The organism is Pseudomonas sp. FG35, assembly GCF_057809295.1.
Map to the genome: position 1 here is coordinate 172,465 of NZ_JBMDJR010000005.1, position 18,427 is coordinate 190,891.

The window sequence follows — 18,427 nt, forward strand, 5'->3', positions numbered from 1 at the left end:
ACCCCGACGAAGCTAAACCGTCATCCCCCAAGCCTATCGTGAAACTCCCGTAATCGCCTTGGGAGACTCGAAATGGCTCAGCCTTACGAAGAACGCAACAGCGCCGCGAAAACCCGTCGTCAGCAGGAAGACCAGCGCCGCATGGAGTTTCGCCGCGCTATCGAAGATCGCTTCGAACTCCGCCAGCTTCAGGCCGAAATCGGCGATTTTCCCGAGGACATCAATCACTGGCAGGCAGCACCGGCAGCTTCCCGTCGAAGCGCTCAACCAGCGCGCTGATCTGCACCCGTTCGCTGCGGATAAACGCCAGGAAGGCGTGCGCCACCGGTGACAGCCGTTTGGCTTTGGCTTGCACCAGGCACCAACTGCGAAACAGCGGCAACTCTTCGACCGGCAGCTCGACCAGGCCGCCGGTCGCCAGCTCCAGGTTCAGGGCGTGGCGTGTCAACAGCGCCAGGCCCAGACCCGCCACCACGCATTCACGCTGGGCTTCGGCTGACGCCACTTCCTGGGTCTGGGTGAAGTGCACGCGCTTCTCTTTGAAATACTCCTCGCAGGCCAGTCGTGTGCCCGAGCCGGGTTCGCGGATCAGCAAGGTATACGGTTCGAGATCCTGCAAGCGCAGCGGGCCCATGTGCGCCAGCGGATGATCGGGACGCGCCACGGCAACGATCGGGTTGTTGAGGAACGGCAGGAATTCCAGGCCCATGTCCTGCGGCACCATCGACATGATCACCAGATCGTCGCGGTTGTCGGAGAGTCGACGAATCACCTGGCCACGGTTGACCACCGTCAGTTGCAGGTTCACTTCCGGATGCTGGCGCTTGAACGCCGCGAACAGGTGCGGCACGAAGTATTTGGCGCTGGATTCCACCGCCAGTTTCAACTGGCCCTGCAGCGAACCCTGCATGTCCGACAGCTGCATGTCGAGGTTTTCCAGGCGGCCGAAGATGTCCCGGCTGGCGCGCTGCAGTGCTTCGGCGGCCTCGGTCATGTAGAGTTTTTTGCCGACGTAATCGAATAATGGCTGGCCGATCAGCTCTTCGAGCTGACGAATCTGTAGGCTGACGGCCGGTTGCGTGAGCGACATTTCCTCGGCCGCTCGGCTGTAGGAACGTAAATCACACACTTCGTTGAAGATCTGCAATTGACGCAATGTCATACGCATCAGGGACTTACGCATTTTCTACCGACTCTGGCCGTTGGCTGATGCGCTGACTATAAGTCTTTACTTATGCCTGACCCAATTTTTATTCATTTTTGTTAATCCCTTGGCAGCGCTAGTGTGGAGCCGAGACCAGATTGAAACATTTGGTCACGTGCCGACCTGGTCTAGCAGGTCGTGGTGCCACCGGCTCAAGGGAACCTCCAAGTGATAACAAAGATCCTGATCGCCAACCGTGGTGAGATTGCCGTACGAATCGTGCGTGCCTGCGCCGAGATGGGCATCCGCTCGGTCGCGATCTACTCCGACGCCGACCGGCATGCCTTGCATGTGAAGCGTGCGGACGAGGCCCACAGCATTGGTGCCGAGCCGCTGGCCGGTTACCTGAACCCGCGCAAGCTGGTGAACCTGGCCGTGGAAACCGGTTGCGATGCGCTGCACCCCGGCTACGGTTTCCTCTCGGAAAACGCCGAGCTGGCAGACATCTGCGCCGAACGCGGGATCAAATTCATCGGCCCGTCGGCGGAAGTCATCCGCCGCATGGGCGACAAGACCGAAGCGCGCCGCAGCATGATCAAGGCCGGCGTGCCGGTCACGCCGGGCACCGAAGGCAACGTCTCCGGCATCGAGGAAGCATTGAGCGAGGGCGACCGCATCGGTTACCCGGTGATGCTCAAGGCCACTTCCGGTGGTGGCGGTCGCGGTATCCGTCGCTGCAACAGCCGCGAAGAACTCGAACAGAACTTCCCTCGCGTCATTTCCGAAGCCACCAAGGCCTTCGGTTCGGCGGAAGTGTTCCTGGAAAAATGCATCGTCAATCCCAAGCACATCGAAGCGCAGATACTCGGCGACAGCTTCGGCAACGTCGTGCATCTGTTCGAACGTGACTGCTCGATCCAGCGCCGTAACCAGAAGCTGATCGAAATCGCCCCGAGCCCGCAGCTGACCCCGGAACAGCGCGCCTACATCGGCGACCTGTCGGTGCGTGCGGCCAAGGCCGTGGGTTACGAGAACGCCGGCACCGTGGAGTTTTTGCTCGCCGAGGGCGAGGTGTACTTCATGGAGATGAATACCCGGGTGCAGGTGGAACACACCATCACCGAAGAAATCACCGGGATCGACATCGTCCGCGAACAGATCCGCATCGCCTCCGGGCTGCCGCTGTCGGTGAAGCAGGAGGACATCCAGCATCGCGGTTTTGCCCTGCAATTCCGGATCAACGCCGAAGACCCGAAGAACAACTTCCTGCCGAGCTTCGGCAAGATCACCCGTTACTACGCCCCCGGCGGACCTGGCGTGCGTACCGACACGGCGATCTACACCGGCTACACCATTCCGCCGTTCTACGACTCGATGTGCCTGAAACTGGTGGTCTGGGCACTGACCTGGGAAGAGGCGATGGACCGTGGTCTGCGCGCCCTCGACGACATGCGCCTGCAAGGCGTGAAGACCACCGCCGCGTACTACCAGGAAATCCTGCGCAACCCGGAATTCCGTAGCGGCCAGTTCAATACCAGCTTCGTCGAAAGCCACCCCGAACTGACCAACTACTCGATCAAGCGCAAACCCGAAGAGCTGGCCCTGGCCATCGCCGCCGCCATCGCCGCCCACGCAGGCCTGTGAGGAATAGAACAATGACTAAAAAGATTTTCGTAACCGACACCATCCTGCGCGACGCCCACCAATCGCTGCTCGCCACCCGCATGCGCACCGAAGACATGCTGCCGATCTGCGACAAGCTCGACAAAGTCGGCTACTGGTCACTGGAATGCTGGGGCGGCGCAACCTTCGACGCCTGCGTACGTTTCCTGAAAGAAGACCCGTGGGAGCGCCTGCGCCAGCTGCGCGCCGCGCTACCCAACACCCGTCTGCAAATGCTCCTGCGCGGGCAGAACCTGCTGGGCTACCGCCACTACAGCGATGACGTGGTCAAGGCGTTCGTCGCCAAGGCCGCGGTCAACGGCATCGACGTGTTCCGCATCTTCGACGCGATGAACGATGTGCGTAACCTGCGCGTGGCGATCGAAGCGGTGAAAGCTGCCGGCAAACACGCCCAGGGCACCATCGCTTACACCACCAGTCCGGTGCACACCATCGACGCGTTCGTTGCCCAGGCCAAGCAAATGGAAGCCATGGGTTGCGACTCGGTGGCGATCAAGGACATGGCCGGTCTGCTGACCCCGTACGCGACCGGTGAGCTGGTGCGTGCACTGAAAGCCGAGCAGTCGCTGCCAGTGTTCATCCACTCTCACGACACCGCCGGCCTGGCAGCGATGTGCCAGCTCAAGGCCATTGAAAACGGTGCCGACCACATCGACACCGCGATCTCCAGCTTCGCGTCGGGCACCAGTCACCCTGGCACCGAATCGATGGTTGCTGCGCTGAAAGGCACCGAGTTCGACACCGGTTTGAATCTGGAGCTGCTGCAAGAGATCGGTCTGTACTTCTACGCCGTGCGCAAGAAGTACCACCAGTTCGAAAGCGAATTCACTGCCGTCGACACTCGTGTTCAAGTCAACCAGGTGCCGGGCGGGATGATTTCCAACCTGGCCAACCAGTTGAAAGAGCAGGGCGCTCTCAACCGCATGGGCGAAGTGCTGGCGGAGATCCCGCGCGTACGTGAAGACCTCGGCTTCCCGCCGCTGGTGACCCCGACTTCGCAGATCGTCGGCACCCAGGCGTTCTTCAACGTGCTGGCCGGCGAGCGCTACAAGACCATCACCAACGAGGTGAAGCTCTACCTGCAAGGCGGCTACGGCAAGGCGCCCGGCACTGTGAACGAGAAGCTGCGTCGCCAGGCCATCGGCAGCGAAGAGGTGATCGACGTACGCCCGGCCGATCTGCTCAAGCCGGAAATGACCAAGCTGCGTGCCGATATCGGCGCATTGGCCAAGTCCGAAGAAGACGTGCTGACCTTCGCCATGTTCCCGGACATCGGCCGCAAGTTCCTCGAAGAGCGTGCCGCCGGCACCCTCACCCCGGAAGTGCTGCTGCCGATCCCGGAAGCGGGCAAGGTGGCTTCGGCCGGCGGCGAAGGCGTACCGACCGAGTTCGTCATCGACGTCCACGGCGAAACCTACCGCGTGGACATCACCGGTGTCGGCGTCAAGGCTGAGGGCAAGCGTCACTTCTACCTGTCCATCGACGGCATGCCGGAAGAAGTGGTGTTCGAGCCGCTCAACGAATTCGTCGGCGGCGGCAGCAGCAAGCGCAAGCAGGCTTCGGCACCGGGCCACGTCAGCACCACCATGCCGGGCAACATCGTCGATGTGCTGGTCAAGGAAGGCGACACCGTCAAGGCGGGCCAGGCCGTGCTGATCACCGAAGCGATGAAGATGGAGACCGAAGTCCAGGCCGCGATTGCCGGCAAGGTCACCGCCATCCACGTTGCCAAGGGCGACCGGGTCAACCCGGGCGAAATCCTGATCGAGATCGAAGGCTGAGATAACGGCCTCGATACAACGCTTTAAACCTCGGGGGAGCATGTGCTCCCCTTTTTTTTGCTTTCAGGTTGCTGCCGCAACGTGCGGCAGCAGCCAGTCTGGACTCAGAACGCCATTCGCCACTGGCCCGATACGCCGTGGTTTCGGCTGTCGGTACCGATCTCGCCCGACAAGCCAATGCCGAATGTGTGGCTGGACGAGACGGCCAGATCAAGCCCGGTGTCCAGCGTCAGGCTATTGCGATCCAGCTCTGCGCCGTAAACGGTGTAGCCATGGCCGCCGGTGACCAGACGTTGTCGGGTGCTGGTGTAGGTCTCGCCGTAAACGTGTTTCCATCCCGCGCTGAATCGTGGCGTGAGGCGCATACCGTTATCCAGTGTGCTGACGTTCGCCATGCGCAGACCGACGGTAGTGTTGAAGTTACCCTGGGATTGAGCGTGAACCTTGAGTGCCGCCGCTCCGCCTTTCTCGGTGTAGCCGTTGCGCTGGTAGCGTTGGTAGCCGAGGCCGACAAAGGGCTCGATGCTGACGTTGGCCCGCCCCAGGTTGTATCCCGACTCGATGAACACTTGCTGGGTGCTGGCCTGGTAGTTGCCTTTGAGTCGGTCATGGAAGCGGCCGAACGCGACTTCGCGACGGGTACTGCCTTCATGGTTGCTCCAGGCTGCGCCGAGCCGAAGTGCCAACGGACCGGTCTGGCGCATGGCGTAGGCGCCGAGGTGCCAACTGTCGAGATCGCCGTCCAGTTCCTTGCTATCAATACGTGTGTCGGAGGTGCCGCCCATCAAGCCCAGTCGCCATTCTTCGTTGAGGCGCCAGTCCGCACCGAGCAGCAGTCCTTTGGTGGAATGCTGCATGGGCTCCACATCGCGATCCAGTTTGCCGCTATGACCGAGGGCTTGCAGCCAGATCCTGCCGCTCTCGGCGTTTCCGGCCGCGTGGCGGGGTGCGCTTGGCTGGTTGTCATGCTGGTCGTCGAGCTGAAGCATGGCCGACAGCAGGCTGGCGCTGACCGGTGTGACGCTGCTCAAGGTGGCCTTGGCGAGGTTGGCGTTGCTGCCGCCGGACAATTGATTGAGGGCGAGTGCTGCGGTGGTTTCGTCGGCAGCGAGCAGAGCCGCAATGGCTGAGTTGCCTGCTGGTGAAGGGGAGTCCGTTGACGGTGGCTGGTCAGCCAATGAGGCTTGTTGAGTCGCAGGCGTTTCGGCCAGAACCGGTTCCGGTAAGGGCGCTGGTTTTTCCAGGCTTTCTTTGAGTGCGCTGCCGCTCTCTGTCGTGGCAATTTTTTTGGATGAAATGTCGTCGGCTGTGTGAGCGGGGACCACGGGAAGCTCAGTGCTGACGGGGATTTTTTCCAGGGGGGGAGCGATCTTTTCCTCACGCGTTGTTTCTTCAGCGAGCTTGAGCGGAGCAGGTTTGTCCTTAGGTTTGCGCGGGTTCTTGGGTTTCACCTCTTTCACGACAGACGTGTCTGGCTCAGTCTGCTCCGCAAGAGAAAACTCTACGCAACCGACTGCCAGCGCAACCGCGAGGACAAGATGTTGGAGCTTGTATTTGCATTGAATGGGCATTCCGTTCGCCTCAGGTGAATTGAGGCCAAACTGTAAAAGTCGACGCCGGTCCTCCGATGCCGGGCAATTCCGAGCCACATGCAGGTGATCGCGTCTGCTTTTGTAGCCCGGTCGTCGGCGGGAGGCGAGCCCGCCATGATTACCCAACCATCCAGACGCCTTTACCTACAACTTCCGCTGAAATCCAGATTGGCGAAATCTCAAAAACTCATCTGCCATTGCCCGATCAACCCGTGATTACGGCTGTTGCTGCCAATCTCGCCGCTGTATCCCAAGCCCAGCGTATGCCGCGCGGAAATACCAAGATCCAGCCCTGCTTCCAGCACCAGACTGTCACGATCCAGCGAGCTGCCATCGACACTGAACGCCGTGCCGCCGACCACAAACGCCTGACGGGTCGAGCTGCTGACATCGCCGTAGGTGTGCTTCCAGCCGGCGGCCATTCGCGGGGTGAAGCTCATGCCATTGTCCAGCGAGCCGAGGTGCGCCAGGCGCAGGCCGAAGGTGCTGCTGAAGTTGTCCTGAGTCTGACTGTCAACTTGTAACGCCGCCGCACCGCCCTTTTCCTGATAGCGCTCGCGGTGATAACGCTGATAGCCGAGGCTGGCGAACGGTTCGGCGCTGAGCCGGCCAGTGCCCATGGCGTAGCCGAGTTCGGCGAAGGCTTGCTGGCTGTCGGCATCGTAATCGCCTTTGGGGCGGTCGCTGAAACCGTTGAACGCGATGGTGCGCTTGCTTTCGCCCTGATGACCGCTGTAAGCCGCGCCCAGGCGCAAGGCCAGCGGGCCGTTTTGATGCTGCGCATAAACACCGGCGTGCCAGCTCTCGACATTGCCGTCGACGCCGGTGGCATCCAGATCGGTCTTCGAATAGCCACCGAGCACACCCAGACGCCATTGCGGATTCAGTGCCCAGTCGGCACCGAGCACGCTGCCTTTGGTGCGTTGTTCCAGGCCGCTGCTGCCGTGTTCGCCATCGAGCTTGCCGTAGCCGCCGATGGCCTGCAGCCAGAGCCGGCCACGGGCGTTCGGATCATTCAGGTTTCGCGCTTCGGACGGTACGCCGTTGGCCGCGAGGATCGGCGTATCACGCTGATCGAGGCCGACCAGCAAGCCTGGGCTGCCACCGATTTGCTGCATCGCCGAGAGCATGCTGCTGCCGACCTGGCTGCTGGCGCCGAGGGTGGCGCTGGTCAGGTTGGCGTTGCTGGCGCCGGCCAGTTGCTCGATGGCCGCGCCTGCACTGCTTTGAGTGGTGTTGAGCAACGCGTTGTACAGCGCGTTGTTCTTGCCGATCGAGGCCAGGCTGTTGGCGGCGTTGCTGCCGTTGCCGGTGGCGGCGAATTCATTGAACGCCACGTCATTGCGGGTGTAGGTCAGATCGACCTGAGTCGGCGTGTAAGCGAGGGTCGGCGTGAGGAAGGCGTAGTCGCTGGTGACTGCACCGAATGTGCCGTTGACCCGCGCAGCCTGCAGTACCGTGTAATGGCTCTGCCACGGATAGGTGCCGCTGCCGGGATTGACCGCCAGCGTCGCGCCGTTGAGGTTGGCCGTGCCGCCGACCTGAACCGGCGCGCTGCTGCCATCGGCGTTGACGCCGTAGGCGAGGGTGGATGTGCTGCTCATGTTCAAATCGTGCACGACGGTCGCGGTGCCGAAGCGGGTGTCGGTGCGCAACGTGCCATTGACGCTGAGGTTGCCCACTGAACCACCCCCGGCGTACACACCACCGGCGTCCACGGTCAGATTGCCGGCGATGCCGCCCTGGTTGACCAAAGTGGCGCCGTTGCGCACGGCACCGCCGTCGCTGAAGTCGCCGCTGCCGGTGAGCGTCCAGGCGCCTTGTTTGATCTCGAGCCATTCGAAATTGCGGCTGGCACCGAAGCTGCCGCCCGCCGCGTCGTCCATCACCACGCGGTCATATCCGCTGCCACCGTCGACCACGCCGACAAAGCGGCTGCCGTTGCGCAGGGTCAGGCTGTCATCGCCGCCGCCCAGGTCAAGCGCCAGACCGTTGCTGCCGCTGATGGCGCCGCCGTTGATCACGCTGTCGGCGAATTCACCGACGAACTTCACGCCGAAACCGTCGAGGCCCTGGATCGTGCCGTAGTTCTCCAGCGTGGTGGCCGCCAGCCCTGAACCACCGCTGCCGTCGTCCACCAGAATCGCGCTGTTGGCGCCGCTGACCAGCGCATCCTTGGCGTTGAGAATGTAACCGCCGCCCAGCGCGATGCCTTCACTGCCATTGGCGAAACCGCCCTTGTCCACACCGCCGGCGCCGACGCCCTGAATGGTGCCGTAGTTTTCGATGTGAGCGATGTTGTCGATGTCTACGCCGTCACCGTCGCCATTGGCTTGCAACCCTGAATAGGCGCCGGTGATGGTGCCGTGGTTGATCACCGTGCCGTCGCCGTCGGAACCGAAACCGGAGCCGTTGCGCCCGGTGATTTGCCCGTAGTTGACCAGCGTCGCTCCGAGGTCAGTGGTGATGCCATGCCGGCCGCCGGAAATCACGCCGTAGTTGGTCACGCTGACGCCGGTCGCGGTGTCGATATCGATGCCGTCGAACTTCTGATCGGCGTTGTGCGAGTCACCCGTGGAAATTTCGCCGTAGTTGCTGATGGTCGCATTGGCGCCGGTCTTCATACCGTCGCTGGCGTCACCGCGAATCAGCCCGCCCGCGCGGTTGATGATCGTGGTTTTCACCCCGGCGCTGCGCAGCGCATCCAGATCCAGGCCCTGGCCGGTGGTCGAGCGAATGGTGCCGCTGTTGTCGATCAACAGGCTGCCGCTGACGAAGTTGCTGTCGATGCGAATCGCGTCGTTGGAACCGAGAATCTGCCCGCCGCTGCGGTTATAGAGGGTGTAGTTGCGCGCCTGGGTCAGGTCGCCGCTGCTGTCGATGGCCCGGCCGCCGCTGGAAATGATCTTGCCGGCGTTGTCGATGATCACGCCGATCCCACTGGTACCATCCTTGAGGCTCACGGCCTTGCCGCTGTTGGTAATACTGCCCGGCGCGGAAATCGTCAGCGTGTCGCTGCCACCCAATGTCTGCGATGCAGTCGTGGCGGTGTCGATCTGCACGGTCTTGCCGTGGGCGGCGCTGGTGGCGATCAGCAGGGCAATGGCAAACGACAGGCGCTGGGGCGGGAAGGGCATGGGCAGAACGTCCTTTTTGTTATAAGCGGGGCGTCCTGTATAGCGGAGGGTTTTTACAGAATGATGTACGGCCTATGTGCATTCTTTTGCAGTTCAGGCCTCAGATTTGGACGTTCATCTGCAATTCATTGCAGATCCGACGGTGGTGCAGAGTCGAAATCGCAGCCTTGGACATCGCTTGAATGAGATGCCGCAGGCTGCGCTCTTTTACGTTCACTGGCTCAACCGCGGCACTCAACCAACCCCTTCACCTGCCCATCCGCCGTCTGATTCTCATCGCTCAACCAGCGCTCGAACCCCGCCGCAATCGCCGGCCATTCCGAGTCCAGAATCGAGTACCACGCGGTGTCACGGTTCTGGCCCTTGACCACCATGTGCTGGCGGAACACGCCTTCGAAGCTGAAGCCCAGGCGCTCGGCAGCGTATTTGGAGCGGGCGTTGCCGTTGTTGCATTTCCATTCGAGGCGGCGGTAGCCGAGGGCGAAGGATTCTTTGGCCAGCAGGTAGACCGCCTCGGTGCTTTTCGGCGAGCGCTGCATCGGCGCGCCAAAGGTGACGTGGCCGATTTCGATGCGGCCCTGGGCCGGGACGATCGACATCAGGCTGAGGATGCCTTGCACCTGGCCGCTGGCGCGGTCGATGACGCTGAAGAAATACGGATCGCTGTGGGCGGCGTGGTTGTTCAGCCAGTCATTGAAGGCGCTGCGCTCGGGAAACGGGCCGTAGGGCAAGTAATCCCAGAGTTTCGGGTCTGCGCCGGGGCCTTGCAGAGCGTTGAACAGGTCGTCGCCGTGCCGCGTCGGGTCGAGTTTTTCCAGGCGGATGAAGCGGCCTTCGATCAGGGTGGTGGAGGGCGGCGGTACGCCTTTCCAGTCAGCAAGAGAATTCGTCATGCACGTGGCTCCTTAAATGGCTTTGCGAAACTGGATGAAACCCGGGCGTTCGGCGATGCGCTCGTAGAGCTGGATCGCCGTGGCATTGGTTTCGTGGGTCAGCCAGTGCACTTTGCAGCAACCGTCGGCCTTGGCCGTGGCGTACACGTGTTCGATCAGCAGGCGGCCGACGCCGGTGCCACGGGTTTGTGGCTCCACCAGCAGGTCTTGCAGGTAGCAGGAGTTTTCGATGCTCCAGTTCGAACGATGGTAGATGAAATGCACCATGCCCACCGCTTTGCCGTCGGCCCAGGCGAGGGCGGCGTGGGTCGGCTCGTTCGGGTCGAGAAATCGCTGCCAGGTACTTTGGCTGACGGCGTCCGGCAATTCCGTGTTGTAGAAGCGCAGGTAGGCCTGCCACAGCGGTAGCCACGCCGCGTGATCGGCGGCGCTGACCGGGCGGATGTCGATCTGACTCATGGTGATTTCCTTAACGCATCAAGTGAGCGAGGGTTTGATCGTTGATGTCGGGGCTGGCGGCCAGGCCTTCGCGTACGCCGGCGATATCTTCGGCGCTGCGGTTCTGGCTGAGCTTGCGCTTGCCTTCGAGGCGGTCGATCGGAATGGCGAACCCGACGATGGCCTTGAGCATGCCGTCGATGTAATCCGCCGGAGCATCGTCGACCGACCAGGGCTGGTCGCGACCCGCTTCATGGCGGTCGGTGAGGGTGCTGACGATGTCCAGCAACCGACCGCCATCGCTGAAGGTTTCGGCGTGACCGTAGGCGTGCACAGCGACGTAGTTCCAGGTCGGCACGACTTTGCCGTGCTCGGCCTTGCTCGGGTAAAAGCCCGGGCTGACGTAGGCATCGGCACCGGGAAAAATCACCATCGCCTCGGCGCCGTCGCGCAGGTCTTTCCACTGCGGATTGGCCTTGGCCAGATGCCCGTACAGCGTGCCGTTCGGACCTTGTTCACGATGCAGCAGCACTGGCACATGACTGGCCTGCAAGCCTTGTTCGCCATGGGTGACCAATATGGCGAGGCGGGTGGCGAGGATCAGTTCGTGCAGTTGGGACAGGTCGTCGATGGCAAAGGCGCGGGGCGTGTACATGGAGAAAATTTCCTTGGCGAATGCCTGCATCGTAGGCAGGCTATTGGTCTGTTGTAAGAGCCATTGATGACCAATTTCATAGGTCCATTGTCATGCCCGATTCGACCACGCTGTCGCTGCCGTTCAACCCTGCCGGTATCGAGCTCGACCGCCGCAAAGGCCTGAGCCGTCAGCTCTATCAGGCCTTGCGCCTACGGGTGCTCGACGGACGTCTGGCCAGCGGCACGCGCCTGCCGGCCAGTCGCGATCTGGCGGCAGCGTTGGGGATTTCCCGCAACAGCGTGGTGCGTGCCTACGATCAGCTGTATGCCGAGGGCTTCATTGAAGGTCGGGTCGGGGACGGCACTTATGTGGCGCAGTTACCGCAATCGGTGGCGCCCGCGAAAAAATTATCCACAAAAGTATCCACAGGGTTTTCAACAGACTTACCCACAGCCTTATCCACAATTTCGGCCAATTCCACTGGGGATTTATCCAGCAAGGTTATCCACAGCGGTGCATTGCAGCGGCTTGAGCAGAACCATTTGCCGACGCCACCAAGCGGTCCGCCGCGAGCATTCCGGGTCGGTGTTCCGGCGTTCGATCTGTTCCCGTTCGACGTCTGGGCCAAGCTGAGCGCGGCGTTCTGGCGCAAACCCGATTTGCAGCAACTGTGTTACGGCGACCCGGCGGGCGATGCGCGCCTGCGCGGGCTGATCGCCGCTTATTTGCGCAGTTCGCGCGGCATGCAGTGCTCGGCTGAGCAAATTGTGATCACCAGTGGCGCGCAACAGGGAATCAGCCTTTGTGCACAGTTGCTGGTGGAGCCGGGCGCCGGCGTGGGCATCGAGAATCCCGGCTATCGCGCAGCGGGTCATGCGTTCGCGCTGGCCGGCGGTCGATTGCACGGCATTGCGGTGGATGAGGAGGGCATCGACTGCGCGGCACTGGCGGCCGCCGAAGATTGCCGGGTGGCGTATGTCACACCGTCTCATCAATACCCGACCGGTGTGGTGATGAGCCTGGCGCGACGTCTGGAACTGCTGGCCTGGGCCGAGCGCACCGGCGGCTGGATCGTCGAGGACGACTACGACGGCGAGTATCGCTACACCGGCGCACCCTTGGCCCCGCTGGCGGCGCTCGACCGCCAGGGCCGCGTGTTGTATGTCGGCACCTTCGGCAAAGTCGCGTTCCCCGCGCTGCGCCTGGGGTATCTGGTGTTGCCGCCGACACTGGTGGAGGCGTTTGCGCAGCGGCGGGCGGTGGATGTCCGGCATTCCGAAGTGAGCACTCAAGCGGTGATGGCCGAATTCATGGCGGCCGGGCACTTTCAGCGGCACATCCGGCGGATGCGTCGGGCAGCCCTGAGCCGGCGCAATGTACTTCTCAATGGCTGGCCCGAGGGGGTGGAGGGTGTCGGCGAACTGCCAGCCGTGTCGGCCGGACTGCATCTCACCGTGGCGGTCGACAGCGTGGCCCGTGAACAGCAATTGATCGAACAGGCCGCCAGGGTAAAGGTGGAGGTCAATGGCTTGAGCAAATATTGGCTGCCGGACTCGACGACGCCGCTCGATCAGCGCGCCGGTCTGGTGCTGGGTTTTGCGGCGGTGCCGGAGCCGGCGATCAAGTCGGCCCTGGCCCGTTTGCGTCAAGCCTGGGGTGAGTGAAGGCGCAGCGTCGGTATCCAAAGACCCGCCGGGGCGGGTCCGGGTTGGATGAGCAAGTTTCAGGTGCCGGATTTGATCTTCGTCCACGCCCGCGTGCGTGCCCGTTCCGCATCGCGCGGTAATGGCTGAAGGGTGTACAGCGTATTCATCGCCGCATCGGTCGGGTACAGATTCGGATTGTTGCGAATCGCCGGGTCGACCAGTTCGGTGGCGTCCTTGTTCGGGTTCGGATAACCGACAAAATCGCTGACCGGCGCGATCACCTGCGGTTGCAGCAGGTAGTTGATGAAGGTGTAGGCGTCCTGCGGGTTCTTCGCGCCTTTCGGGATCGCGAGCATGTCGAACCAGATCGGGGCGCCTTCTTTCGGCAGGCGCATGTCCACCACCACGCCGTTCTTCGCTTCCTTGGCGCGGTTGGCCGCTTGCGAGAAGCTGCCCGAATAACCGACCGCGACGCAGATGTCGCCGTTGGCGATGTCGGCCATGTACTTGGACGAATGGAAGTAGGTCACGTACGGGCGAATCTTCATCAACAGCGCTTCAGCCTTGGCGTAGTCCGCCGGGTTCTTGCTGTTGGGATCCAGGCCGAGGTGTTGCAGGGCCAGCGGCAGGATCTCCGACGGCGAATCGAGCAGGGCCACGCCGCATTGCTTGAGCTTGCTGATGTTCTCTTCCTTGAAGATCAGGTCCCAGCTGTCCACCGGCGCGTTGTCGCCCAGCGCGGCCTTGACCTTGGCCGGGTTGAAGCCGATCAGGATGGTGCCGTACATGTACGGCACGGCGAACTGGTTGCCCGGATCGTTGGCCTCGATCAGCTTCATCAGTTTCGGGTCGAGGTGGTTCCAGTTCGGCAACTGGCTGCGATCCAGCGGCTGGAACACCCCGGCCTCGATCTGCTTGGCCAGGAACACGTTGGACGGCACCACCACGTCATAGCCGGAGTTGCCGGTCAGCAGCTTGGCTTCCAGCGCTTCGTTGGTGTCGAAGATGTCGTAGACCAGTTTGGTCTGGCTGTTCTGCGCCTTGAAATCTTCCAGTGCCTTGGGGGTGATGTAGTCGAACCAGTTGTAGACCCGCAGGGTGCGTTCCTCGGCGTGTGCGGCGCCGCTTAGCAGAGCCGCGCACAACGCCGGCGCGATGAAGTGCTTGAGTCTGCTCATTGTTCGAAACCTTCAAGCACGTTCACCGCGTTGATGCCGATTTCTTCCACCGCGTAGCCACCTTCCATGACGAACAGGGTCGGTTTGCCGAGGGCCGCGATGCGCTTGCCCATGGCCAGGTAGTCCGGGCTGTCGAGCTTGAACTGCGAAATCGGATCGTCCTTGAAGGTGTCCACACCCAGCGACACGACGATGATGTCGGCGCCGTAGTTGTCGATCTCCTGGCAGGCCTGATCCAGTGCCGCACTCCAGATATCCCAGCCGGAACCGGCTGGCAGCGGATAGTTGAAGTTGAAGCCTTCCCCGGCGCCTTCCCCGCGTTCGTCTTCGTAGCCGAGGAAGAACGGGAATTCCGCTTCCGGGTGGCCATGGATCGAGGTGAACAGCACGTCGCTGCGCTCGTAGAAAATCGATTGGGTGCCATTGCCGTGGTGGTAGTCGACGTCGAGGATCGCGACCTTCTTGTGGCCCTGATCGAGGAATGCCTGCGCGGCGATGGCGGCGTTGTTGAGGTAGCAATAACCGCCCATCAAATCACCGGCAGCGTGGTGTCCCGGCGGACGGCACAGGGCGAAGGCCCCACGGGCGCCACGCTGGATTTCCGCTTGTGCGGTCAGTGCCACTTGCGCCGCGCTGTACGCCGCTTGCCAGGTGCCGGCGGTGATCGGCGCGCCGCCGTCGAAGCTGTAATAACCGAGCTGGCCGTGCAGGCTGGTCGGCTTGACCTGACGCAAGGTGCGCGCCGGCCAGGTGTAAGGCAGCAAGTCGCCGTCGGTGTTGAATTCGGTCCAGCGTGCCCAGGCGCCTTTGAAAAAGTCGAGGTAGTCGCGGCTGTGAATGCGCTCGATCGGCCCGAGGCCGAAATCCTTCGGTGCTTCGACCGGGCCGAGGTTTTGATTTTTTACCCGTTGCAGCACGTGGTCGGCGCGCGACGGCATCTCGAAGCAAGGCTTGAGTTGCCCGTCGATCAATTCGCAGCGGCCATGGTGCAGGTGGTGATCGTCAGAGTAGATCGTCAGCATTTGTTGTTCTCCGCAGGGGCTGATTCGGTTGGCTCCAGTGTTGCGGCGCGAGGCGAATCGGAGAACGGCCAGAGAGGCCAAAAGGGGATCGATGTGGCCAAAAATACTGACCTGATATCGCCCCTCGACGGTTTAACCGTGTGGCCGGAATTGACTCGGTGCCACACCGCTCCAGCGCACGAAGGCATGGCGGAAGCTTGCGGTCTCGCTGAAGCCGAGGGTTTCGGCGATGCGATAAATCGGCAACTGATCCTCGCAAAGCATCTGCTTGGCCCGCTCGAAACGCAGTTCGTCGAGCAGTTCCTGATAGCTGCAACCCATGTCCTTCAGATGCCGGCGCAGGGTGCGCGGCGAGCAGTTCATCTGCTGCGCCAGACCTTCCAGCCCCGGTGCGGCATTGAGTTGCGCACTGAGCAACTGGCGGATCCGCCCCAGCCACGCCTGGCGGCCGGTGAACTCGGTGTTCTGTTTGCGGCAACGCTCGGCCATGGCCTGGTGGGTGATGATGTCGGCCAGCGGCAGCGGCTGGTCGAGCCAGCGCCGGTCGAAGGCGAAGGCGTTGTCCTTGGCGCCGAAGTGCAGCGGCGCCTTGAAGTGTTCGGCGTAGCTGTCGCGGTAATCCGGCGCGGTGTGTTCGAAGCGCGCGGCCAGCAATGGCAGCGGATGGCCGAGCAGGTCGTCGCAGATGACTTTCAGCGACACCAGACAGAACTCGGCGTTGAACACCGCCATCGCCGGGCTTTCGCGGTAATCGGCGGCGACGAACCAGACGCGCTCGCCGTCGTCCTCCAGGCTCAATTCGAAAAGTGTTCCCAGCAGTGCCGGATAACGGATCGCCAGCCGCAAAGCGTCACCGAAGGTGGCACAGGTCAGCAGCGCGTAACCGAGGATGCCGTAGCAGGAAACATGCATGCGCCGGCCCAGCTCCAGACCGATGTCGTGCTTGAGCGCGACCGCATTGGCGCAGACCTGCATCTCCTGATTGGTGGTAATGCGGGTGTCGGCCCGGCTTAGATCCGCCGCGCTGATGCCGCTGCCGGCGAGCAGTGCTTCGCTGGACAGGCCTTGATCCCTGAAGGTGTTGAGCACCAGGGCGACGGCGTTGAGGGTGGTGAGGTGGGAGTGAAGCATAGGATCTTCCAGCCGGGCGGTGCCGGAAAGGCGAGCAAATTATGTGCCGGCGACAGCTGTCGAAAATCAGCAAGATAACTTTGCCCGATTCGTTAGTTGGACGATTTGTTGTTTTTTAAATGCTCATCACAAGCAAAAATAGAAATTTGGCAGTAATAAGTTAGAGCGGCGCTCAATTAATTTATATTATTTGATATTTGCTGGCTACTGTCAGAAGTTACAGGTTTTTCCCGTAAAGTGTACCGTTTGTCGGGAGCGGTTTTTGGTTTGACTTGGTGCACTTCCGCATCTATTTTCGAATGGTCGTGTCACTGGATTCGGCCTGTTGGAGTACGATCAATCTGGAGTTGGCAATGGGTTGACGGCTTTCATTCTGGCAAATTCATAGACTGAACCATGGCGGTAACAGATGTGAAATCCAGTTTTATCCCTACGGAGAATCAGGCAATGAAATCTTTTGAAGATCTGAATAAAAAAATCGATCTAATCGCGAAAAACGCGCTTGAGGGCGAGATTAAGATAAATCGTGATGGGCAAGATGTCAGGCTCTCTGCCTACAGGCTTGACCCTGAAAGTAATATTTTGATTGCTTTCGCCATTTTGGGTCCTGACAATAAACTCGAGCAAACGATCGCGTTCTTCATTGATGCAAAAGATCTTGGAAAAAAGGTTCGTATTCCAGAAGAGTACGGGGCCATTCAAGCTATCTACAAAGATGAACATAATATTGCTACGAGCGGGGTCATCCAAATAAATCGGGATCCCATCGGCGGATATTTTTACGGAATCGTGGAGGCCGAGTTCGCTCATCCAGACAGCACGATCAAACAGTTAAAAGACGGCATTTTCAGCATCAAGTGATTAACGCAAATCTTCACGTATCGAGAGCGAGAAGCCTGTGGAGTTGTCCAGGTCTATTGACCCTGCCCCCTAACATCCATTGGGGCAGGGCCATATCTATCCGGCTGCAGGTTTGTACGTCGAATCAGATTAGCTCACTTCATAGATCGAGTTCGACCAGGCGTCGTACTTCGGCCGTTTCAAGGCCTGCCCCCACCAGCAAGGCATTCAACTTGCCAAACGCTGCCTCACGATTCATCCCGCCACCGGACAGCATGCCCACACCACGCAAGCGGCTGCCCGCTTCGACTGCGTGACCGCAACCACGAAGATGCACGCCCGGCGCCAGGCCGTGGCCGAGGGCGACTCGTTCCGCCGCACCGATGCTGCTGCCGGCCAGCAGCGCTTCGCTGGACAGGCCCTGATCCCTGAAGGTGATGAGCATCAGGGAGACGGCGTTGAGGGTGGTGAGGTGGGAGTGGAGCATGGGAATGTCCTGAGCGAATACAACTTTGAAGGGGCAAATTACATGCCACCTGCCGGTTTAAGTTGTTTGCGCTAATTAAAGTTAACAGAGGAGACCAGATTGATTTGTTAGTTATAGGGTCATGGCTCCCGCCTGTTTAACTTAATGCGAGATTGCTCTTTTGACGAGTGTCAGAAGTAACAAGTTTTCAAATATAAGTGCACCGTTGGTCGTTTAGTTACTGGTTTTCTTGATTTTCGTTTTTTTATTTGATTTGTATTTTCTGGGGCTACGCTCAAGTTTGCAGTCGTAATGTCTGTGAAGTTTTTCAATAGAGGAGAATGGGAAATGAGTTCGAAAGATAGTGATGTCGAGGCTCAATGGGATGATATGGAAAATATGGGAAAAATATGGAAATGGAAAGAATCCTGCAACTGAGGGGCACGTTGAAGGGGCAGTAGGTAACAAACACTTACTCTCTGATGCCGACTCCTTTGTGGTAAATAATGGTCAACACGGAAGAAGTATAATTCTTATATTTAAGAGCAAGCATTCTGATTTTAACCTTGAGATCCCAGAGTCAGCGCTGAACTTGAGTACCTATACACTTTAAATGAGTAAGCGCGAATATTTAAATACGAAGCTAAGTGTTGGTGATGTGCGTTGGTGGGCGGACACAGCAATTATTTTAAATACAACGTTTGACAGCGTCACGGGAAAGTATGAATGCGACGTTAGAGCAACAGTTTATCGTGGTGATCCGCAAAATCCTGAAACGGAAAAATTGGCGGCGCATCTCTTTATTGTTCAGTCTGTGAAATAGTTGATACCCCTCCATT

The 18,427-nt window shown here is 60.4% G+C and carries 15 protein-coding genes and 1 pseudogene; 6 read left to right on the plus strand and 10 right to left on the minus strand.

Translation table 11 applies throughout. The features are described from left to right. Positions 1-72 precede the first annotated feature (72 nt). The gene (locus ACODTD_RS12120) at positions 73-279 is read left to right on the plus strand and encodes a PA3496 family putative envelope integrity protein (RefSeq protein WP_007954251.1); all 207 of its coding nucleotides are present in this window, start codon (positions 73-75) and stop codon (positions 277-279) included. Here ACODTD_RS12120 and ACODTD_RS12125 read toward each other — a convergent pair. Beyond that, the gene (locus ACODTD_RS12125) at positions 221-1,183 is read right to left on the minus strand and encodes a LysR family transcriptional regulator (RefSeq protein WP_007954252.1); all 963 of its coding nucleotides are present in this window, start codon (positions 1,181-1,183) and stop codon (positions 221-223) included. The genes ACODTD_RS12120 and ACODTD_RS12125 overlap by 59 nt on opposite strands. 189 nt (positions 1,184-1,372) lie before the next feature. On the opposite strand from ACODTD_RS12125, the gene ACODTD_RS12130 reads away from it, so the two are divergent. Both ACODTD_RS12130 and oadA read left to right on the plus strand, forming a co-directional pair. Beyond that, positions 1,373-2,788, plus strand: coding sequence for an acetyl-CoA carboxylase biotin carboxylase subunit (locus ACODTD_RS12130; protein WP_007954255.1), 1,416 nt, complete (start codon positions 1,373-1,375; stop codon positions 2,786-2,788). An 11-nt stretch (positions 2,789-2,799) separates the two neighbouring features. Beyond that, positions 2,800-4,608: a sodium-extruding oxaloacetate decarboxylase subunit alpha gene (gene oadA, locus ACODTD_RS12135; RefSeq protein WP_011336637.1), complete on the plus strand. Its 1,809-nt coding sequence runs from the start codon at positions 2,800-2,802 to the stop codon at positions 4,606-4,608. 104 nt (positions 4,609-4,712) lie between these two features. Here oadA and ACODTD_RS12140 read toward each other — a convergent pair whose 3' ends face one another. The 5 genes from ACODTD_RS12140 to ACODTD_RS12160 all read right to left on the minus strand — a co-directional run bounded on the left by ACODTD_RS12140 (position 4,713) and on the right by ACODTD_RS12160 (position 11,323). Next, a complete protein-coding gene (locus ACODTD_RS12140; protein WP_489104883.1) occupies positions 4,713-6,179 on the minus strand; it encodes an autotransporter outer membrane beta-barrel domain-containing protein in 1,467 nt (488 codons plus the stop codon). Between the two features lie 200 nt (positions 6,180-6,379). Then, entirely contained in the window at positions 6,380-9,337 is a 2,958-nt protein-coding gene (locus ACODTD_RS12145; RefSeq protein WP_489104884.1) for an autotransporter outer membrane beta-barrel domain-containing protein, read from the minus strand. Positions 9,338-9,558: 221 nt separating this feature from the next. Continuing rightward, positions 9,559-10,230 carry a GNAT family N-acetyltransferase gene (locus ACODTD_RS12150; protein ID WP_489104885.1) on the minus strand — a complete coding sequence of 224 codons (672 nt, stop codon included), beginning with the start codon at positions 10,228-10,230 and terminating at the stop codon, positions 9,559-9,561. A 12-nt stretch (positions 10,231-10,242) separates the two neighbouring features. Then, positions 10,243-10,689: a GNAT family N-acetyltransferase gene (locus ACODTD_RS12155; protein WP_011336633.1), complete on the minus strand. Its 447-nt coding sequence runs from the start codon at positions 10,687-10,689 to the stop codon at positions 10,243-10,245. A 10-nt stretch (positions 10,690-10,699) separates the two neighbouring features. Then, a complete protein-coding gene (locus ACODTD_RS12160; protein ID WP_041475468.1) occupies positions 10,700-11,323 on the minus strand; it encodes an FMN-binding negative transcriptional regulator in 624 nt (207 codons plus the stop codon). A 92-nt stretch (positions 11,324-11,415) separates the two neighbouring features. On the opposite strand from ACODTD_RS12160, the gene pdxR reads away from it, so the two are divergent. Further along, the gene (gene pdxR, locus ACODTD_RS12165) at positions 11,416-12,969 is read left to right on the plus strand and encodes a MocR-like pyridoxine biosynthesis transcription factor PdxR (protein ID WP_489104886.1); all 1,554 of its coding nucleotides are present in this window, start codon (positions 11,416-11,418) and stop codon (positions 12,967-12,969) included. A gap of 59 nt (positions 12,970-13,028) precedes the next feature. Here pdxR and ACODTD_RS12170 read toward each other — a convergent pair whose 3' ends face one another. From ACODTD_RS12170 to ACODTD_RS12180, 3 genes are all read right to left on the minus strand, one after another. Beyond that, a complete protein-coding gene (locus ACODTD_RS12170) occupies positions 13,029-14,129 on the minus strand; it encodes a polyamine ABC transporter substrate-binding protein (protein ID WP_221615824.1) in 1,101 nt (366 codons plus the stop codon). Next, a complete protein-coding gene (locus tag ACODTD_RS12175) occupies positions 14,126-15,151 on the minus strand; it encodes a histone deacetylase family protein (RefSeq protein WP_011336629.1) in 1,026 nt (341 codons plus the stop codon). Before ACODTD_RS12175 ends, ACODTD_RS12170 begins: the two co-directional genes overlap by 4 nt. A gap of 132 nt (positions 15,152-15,283) precedes the next feature. Then, the gene (locus tag ACODTD_RS12180; RefSeq protein ID WP_489104887.1) at positions 15,284-16,282 is read right to left on the minus strand and encodes an AraC family transcriptional regulator; all 999 of its coding nucleotides are present in this window, start codon (positions 16,280-16,282) and stop codon (positions 15,284-15,286) included. Positions 16,283-16,678: 396 nt separating this feature from the next. Here ACODTD_RS12180 and ACODTD_RS12185 point away from each other — a divergent pair, with 396 nt between their 5' ends. After that, positions 16,679-17,143: a hypothetical protein gene (locus ACODTD_RS12185; RefSeq protein WP_489104888.1), complete on the plus strand. Its 465-nt coding sequence runs from the start codon at positions 16,679-16,681 to the stop codon at positions 17,141-17,143. Between the two features lie 139 nt (positions 17,144-17,282). On the opposite strand, the pseudogene ACODTD_RS12190 reads toward ACODTD_RS12185, so the two are convergent. Then, positions 17,283-17,429: pseudogene (locus ACODTD_RS12190) on the minus strand (asparaginase); the annotation flags it as partial. A 772-nt stretch (positions 17,430-18,201) separates the two neighbouring features. Between ACODTD_RS12190 and ACODTD_RS12195 the strand changes: the two are divergent. Then, positions 18,202-18,411, plus strand: coding sequence for a hypothetical protein (locus ACODTD_RS12195; protein ID WP_489104889.1), 210 nt, complete (start codon positions 18,202-18,204; stop codon positions 18,409-18,411). The last annotated feature ends 16 nt before the right edge of the window (positions 18,412-18,427 follow it).

Coding starts and splice junctions, on each gene's coding strand:
- ACODTD_RS12120 (WP_007954251.1), top strand. CDS start 73: ATGGCTCAGCCTTACGAAGAACGCAACAGCGCCGCGAAAACCCGTCGT.
- ACODTD_RS12125 (WP_007954252.1), bottom strand. CDS start 1,183: ATGCGTAAGTCCCTGATGCGTATGACATTGCGTCAATTGCAGATCTTC.
- oadA (WP_011336637.1), top strand. CDS start 2,800: ATGACTAAAAAGATTTTCGTAACCGACACCATCCTGCGCGACGCCCAC.
- ACODTD_RS12140 (WP_489104883.1), bottom strand. CDS start 6,179: ATGCCCATTCAATGCAAATACAAGCTCCAACATCTTGTCCTCGCGGTT.
- ACODTD_RS12145 (WP_489104884.1), bottom strand. CDS start 9,337: ATGCCCTTCCCGCCCCAGCGCCTGTCGTTTGCCATTGCCCTGCTGATC.
- ACODTD_RS12150 (WP_489104885.1), bottom strand. CDS start 10,230: ATGACGAATTCTCTTGCTGACTGGAAAGGCGTACCGCCGCCCTCCACC.
- ACODTD_RS12155 (WP_011336633.1), bottom strand. CDS start 10,689: ATGAGTCAGATCGACATCCGCCCGGTCAGCGCCGCCGATCACGCGGCG.
- ACODTD_RS12160 (WP_041475468.1), bottom strand. CDS start 11,323: ATGTACACGCCCCGCGCCTTTGCCATCGACGACCTGTCCCAACTGCAC.
- pdxR (WP_489104886.1), top strand. CDS start 11,416: ATGCCCGATTCGACCACGCTGTCGCTGCCGTTCAACCCTGCCGGTATC.
- ACODTD_RS12170 (WP_221615824.1), bottom strand. CDS start 14,129: ATGAGCAGACTCAAGCACTTCATCGCGCCGGCGTTGTGCGCGGCTCTG.
- ACODTD_RS12175 (WP_011336629.1), bottom strand. CDS start 15,151: ATGCTGACGATCTACTCTGACGATCACCACCTGCACCATGGCCGCTGC.
- ACODTD_RS12180 (WP_489104887.1), bottom strand. CDS start 16,282: ATGCTTCACTCCCACCTCACCACCCTCAACGCCGTCGCCCTGGTGCTC.
- ACODTD_RS12185 (WP_489104888.1), top strand. CDS start 16,679: ATGGCGGTAACAGATGTGAAATCCAGTTTTATCCCTACGGAGAATCAG.
- ACODTD_RS12195 (WP_489104889.1), top strand. CDS start 18,202: ATGAGTAAGCGCGAATATTTAAATACGAAGCTAAGTGTTGGTGATGTG.